Genomic DNA, 4,648 nt, shown 5'->3' on the forward strand with positions numbered 1-4,648 from the left:
CGGGTAGGCGCGCCCGTCGTGCTAACCTGATCCGGCCCTCACCGGGCGATGCCGATGTAGCACGATGCCGATGTAGTTCAATGGTAGAACTTCTGCTTCCCAAGCAGACAGCGCGGGTTCGATTCCCGTCATCGGCTCCACAGAAAAGACCGAACGACTCGAGGCCCTCCCCCGCGGGAGGGCCTCGAGTCGTCTCAGGTGAACGCGCGCTGGGCCTCTCGGGCCTCCCTCCCGCGAGCCCGCCCCCTCATTGTGCACGGTGCACAATCCGGCTCGTGAAGTTCGTCACATTGTCCGATGTGCACCCGCGCCACGATGCGTAGTGTCCGAGGTCACATAAGCGAACGATGAGGAGTCGACGTGGAACCCGGGCATCTCCTACGAGCGATGGCGGAGCGCTACGGGGACGCCCCCGCGATCCGCGACGAGCGCAGCGAACTGACGTTCCGCGACCTCGACGGGCGGGTCTCCGCCATCGCCGCCCAGTTCCGCGAGAGCGGCGTCAGCAGGGGCGATGTGGTGGCGGTGATGTTGCCGAACCGCAGCGAACTGGTGCTGGCGATCTTCGCCGCGTGGCACCTCGGGGCCGCCGCCACGCCGATCAACCCGAACTTCACCCACGAGGAAGCCGGCCACCAGATCAGGGACGCCCAGGCGGTGCTCGTGGTGAACTCCGGTGCGGGGGCGCCCGACGGGGGGGCACCGTCGATTGGCGTCGATGACCTATGGGTCGGGTCGACCGATGCCACCGATCCGGTGCCGATCGCCCCCACCGACCTCGCCCTGGTGATCTACACCAGCGGGTCGACCGGACGCCCCAAGGGCGTCATGATCACCCACGCCAACGCCGACGCGATGTCGCGGACGATGTCGGAGGTCATGAAGATGACCTCGGACGACCGCTGCCTGCTCATCCTGCCGCTGTTCCACGTCAACGCCATCATGGTCAGCCTCCTGGCGCCGCTCAGGGTCGGTGCCCGGCTCTCGATCGTCGACGGCTTCTCCGCCTCCACGTTCTTCGACACGGTGGAACAGCTGCGCCCCACCTACTTCTCTGCGGTGCCGACCATCTACGCGCTGCTCCTGACCAGGCCGGAGGGGCGCGACCGCGACCTGTCGTCCCTGCGGTTCGCGGTCTGCGGCGCGGCGCCCTCCACCCGAGAACTCCTGGCGGCCTCGGAGCGGCTCCTGGGGGTCCCGATCCTGGAGGGCTACGGGCTCACCGAGGCGACGTGCGCCTCGGCGGTGAACCCGATCGACGGACCGCGCAAGCCCGGCACCGTCGGCCCCGCCCTTCCCGGGCAGCAGATCCGCATCGTCGACGAGCACCTGCGCGACGTCCCCACCGGTCAGTCCGGAGAGGTGCTGATCACCGGCCCCATCGTCATGGCCGGGTACCTCAACAACCCCGAGGCCACCGCCGCGACCATCGTGGACGGGTGGGTCCGCACCGGGGATGTCGGCGTGCTCGACGCCGACGGCTACCTCAGCATCGTCGACCGGATCAAGGACATGATCATCCGCGGCGGGGAGAACCTGTACCCCAAGGAGATCGAGAACGCCATCGGAAGCCTCCCCGGCGTCCTCGAGGTCGCGGTGGTGGGCCGCCCGGACGACGTCCTGGGCGAGGTCCCCGTGGCGTTCGTCGTCCCCTATCCCGATGCCGGCCTGACGCCCGAGGCGGTCATCGCCCACTGCACGGAGCACCTCACCCGGGTGAAGGTGCCCGTCGACGTGGAGATCACCTCCGAGCTGCCCAAGAACCCGGTGGGAAAGATCGACAAGCCGCGCCTGCGCGCCTCATTCGTCCACTGACCGACCACCCACCTCACCCCTCAACCCAACCCGATAAGGAGACCCCATGGGGTTCATGCAAGCCGACATCCCACCAGTGGATCCGGCCAAGTTCGAGTCCATCCCGACCATGGAGCGCATGAAGCTGCTCGCCCACCACTGGGTGGAGTTCGGCTTCGGCGCCCCGAAGATCATGCACTCCCTGTACCTGGTCAAGGGGTTGTTCTTCTTCCTCGGCGGATGGCTCATCATCGGGCTCTCCACGCCCGGCCTGCCGCTGCTCGACCTCGGCGCCTGGTGGGGCGAGGTGATCGTCTACCAGAAGGCCATGATCTGGGTGATCCTCTGGTCCGCCACCGGATTCAACGAGTCGTGGGGGCCGCTGGCCTTCAAGTTCAAGCCCAACACCGCCGGGTACCGCTACTGGATGCGGACCGGGACGCTGCGACTCCCGCCGTGGCCCGACAAGGTGCCGTTCACCAAGGGTGACGAGCGCAGGGCGATCGACGTGGCGCTGTACGCCGCGATGCTCGCCACCCTCGCCCTGGGCCTGGTGCTGCCCGGGCAGCAGACCCCCGCCGCCTACAGTGAGGCCGGCCTCGTCCCCGCGTGGCCGTTCATCACCTACGTCGCGATCCAGCTCGTGATGGGCCTGCGCGACAGGGTCACGTTCCTGGCCTCGAGGCCGGAGCAGTACTCGGTGATCATGCTCGGGTTCGGTGTCCTCACCATGTACGGTGCCGGCCACGTGGACATGATCATCGTCGCCAAGATCGCGATGTTCGCGGTGTGGTGGGGCGCGTTCCTGTCCAAGATCGGCGTCCACTTCACGCCCACCGTGCAGACGATGCTCACCAACGGCCCGCTGATCAGGTCCAAGGCCCTGCGCCGGTCGCTCTACCGCAACGCGCCCGAGGACCTCATGCCCACCAAGGTGGCCTTCTTCGCCGCCCACGTCATGGGCACGATCGTCGAGTTCGTCGTCCCGATCATCCTGCTCTTCGCGACCAACTGGACCGTCGCGGTCCTGGCCGCCGTGTTCATGATGTGCTTCCACGTGTTCATCTACTCGATGTTCGCGCTGGCCATGCCGCAGGAGTGGAACCTCTTCTACGTGTTCGCGACCCCCATCGTGTTCCTGGCCTTCTTCGCCGGCGACGGGTACGCCCTGTGGGACGCCAGCAGCGTGTGGATCGTGGTGGGCGCCGCGGTCCTCACCCTCACCGGCCCGCTGGTCGGCAACTTCCGCCCCGACAAGATCTCGTTCCTCATCTCGATGCGTCAGTACGCCGGCAACTGGGCCAGCTCCACCATGGCGTTCCGCAACAACGGCTGTGAGGCCAAGCTGGACAACCCGAACTTCGTCACCTCGATGACGTCCCCGCACAACCAGCTCTCGGCCCTGTTCGGGCCGGAGGGCGCGGAGATCTTCCTCCAGAAGACCACCGCGTTCCGGATGATGAACACCCAGGGCCGCGGCCACATGTCCATCATGCCGGCGCACGTGGACAGCATGGAGAACTACCGGTTCCGCGAGGGAGAGGTGCTGTGCACCTTCTTCTCCGGGTGGCAGTTCGGCGACGGGCACCTGTTCGACGAGAGGACCATCGCGGCGGTGCAGAAGCGCTGCAACTTCGAGCCGGGCGAGTTCATCAGCGTCTGGACCGAGTCCCAGCCCCTGCACAAGAAGACCATCCAGTACCGGGTGATCGACGCGGCTCTCGGGGTGGTGGAGCGCGGCCACTACGACGTCCGCGACGTCGTCAAGGAGCAGCCGTGGCTGCCCAACGGGCCGATCCCGTACGTGGTGACCTGGCGTCACCCGGAGTACCTGCCGGCGGATCAGCGCGCGTCCACGAGCATCCCCTTCTCGCCCGGAGCCGAGGGTCCGCTCGTCGACACGACCACCGCCTCCGGTCACGACGAGACCCCGGTGGGGGCGAGCTGAGTCCATGCCCTCAGCGATCATCGTCGGTAGCGGACCCAACGGTCTGGCAGCCGCGTTGACACTGGCCGCCGGTGGAGTCGATGTGACCGTTCTGGAAGCATCCGACTCCATCGGCGGCGGCACCAGGTCCGGCGAGTCGACCTTGCCGGGCCTGCTGCACGACCAGTGTTCGGGTTTCCATCCGCTGGCCGTCGACACGGGCTTCAGCCGCCAGTTCGACCTCGAGTCCCACGGCGTGCGCTGGGCGCTGCCGGAGGTCCAATACTCCCATCCCCTCGACGGCGGCCGCGGGGCAGCGGTGTGGAGGTCCGTGGACCGCACCGCGACCCACCTCGGCACCGACGGGGACTCCTACCGGCGGATGTTCGGGCCGCTCACCGAGCGTTTCCCCGACATCGTCACCGAGTTCCTCCAGCCCCTGCTCCACGTCCCCGGCCATCCCCTCTCCCTGGCGCGGTTCGGGGCGTACGCCGCACTCCCCGCCACCCTGCTCGCGCGCCGGTGGCGGACCGACGAGGCGCAGGCCCTCTTCGCCGGCGTCGCCGCGCACGCCTTCCGCCCCCTCGGGTCGCCGATGTCCTCCGCGATAGGCGTCGCCCTGGGGACGGCCGCGCACCGGTACGGCTGGCCCGTGGCCGTGGGCGGATCCGCCTCGATCACCCGCGCGATGGCCAGCCGACTGGCCGAATTCGGAGGCCGGATCGAGACCGGCGTGACCGTGCGGGACCACCGCGAGCTGGGCCGGCCCGACATCCTCATGCTGGACACCTCCCCCGGCGCCGCCGCCGACATCCTCGAGGGGGTCCTGCCCGCCCGGGTCAGCCGGGCGTATCGGCGCTTCCGGCACGGACCGGGGGCCTTCCAGGTGGCCTTTGCTGTGGAGGAGGGGATCCCGTGGACCCACGA

At 68.5% G+C, this 4,648-nt stretch carries 3 protein-coding genes and 1 tRNA gene; all 4 read left to right on the top strand.

The genetic code is table 11. The features are described from left to right. Positions 1–66: 66 nt before the first annotated feature. A tRNA-Gly gene (locus tag B4M60_RS09005) sits at positions 67–140 on the top strand. Positions 141–387: 247 nt separating this feature from the next. Continuing rightward, positions 388–1,815 (top strand): class I adenylate-forming enzyme family protein, encoded by a 1,428-nt coding sequence (locus B4M60_RS09010; RefSeq protein ID WP_291082514.1) that lies wholly within the window; start codon positions 388–390, stop codon positions 1,813–1,815. 46 nt (positions 1,816–1,861) lie between these two features. Further along, on the top strand, positions 1,862–3,742 hold the full coding sequence (locus B4M60_RS09015) for a DUF3556 domain-containing protein (RefSeq protein WP_291082508.1): 1,881 nt from the start codon (positions 1,862–1,864) through the stop codon (positions 3,740–3,742). A 4-nt stretch (positions 3,743–3,746) separates the two neighbouring features. Next, a partial coding sequence (locus tag B4M60_RS09020) for a phytoene desaturase family protein (protein WP_291082512.1) occupies positions 3,747–4,648 on the top strand: 902 nt, incomplete at its 3' end.

Origin of the sequence: Dietzia sp. UBA5065, assembly GCA_002415925.1 — a bacterium.
Lineage (GTDB): Bacteria > Actinomycetota > Actinomycetes > Mycobacteriales > Mycobacteriaceae > Dietzia.

Excerpts from the sequence above, each read along its gene's own strand:
- B4M60_RS09010 (WP_291082514.1), top strand. The coding sequence starts at position 388 with ATGGCGGAGCGCTACGGGGACGCCCCCGCGATCCGCGACGAGCGCAGC.
- B4M60_RS09015 (WP_291082508.1), top strand. The coding sequence starts at position 1,862 with ATGGGGTTCATGCAAGCCGACATCCCACCAGTGGATCCGGCCAAGTTC.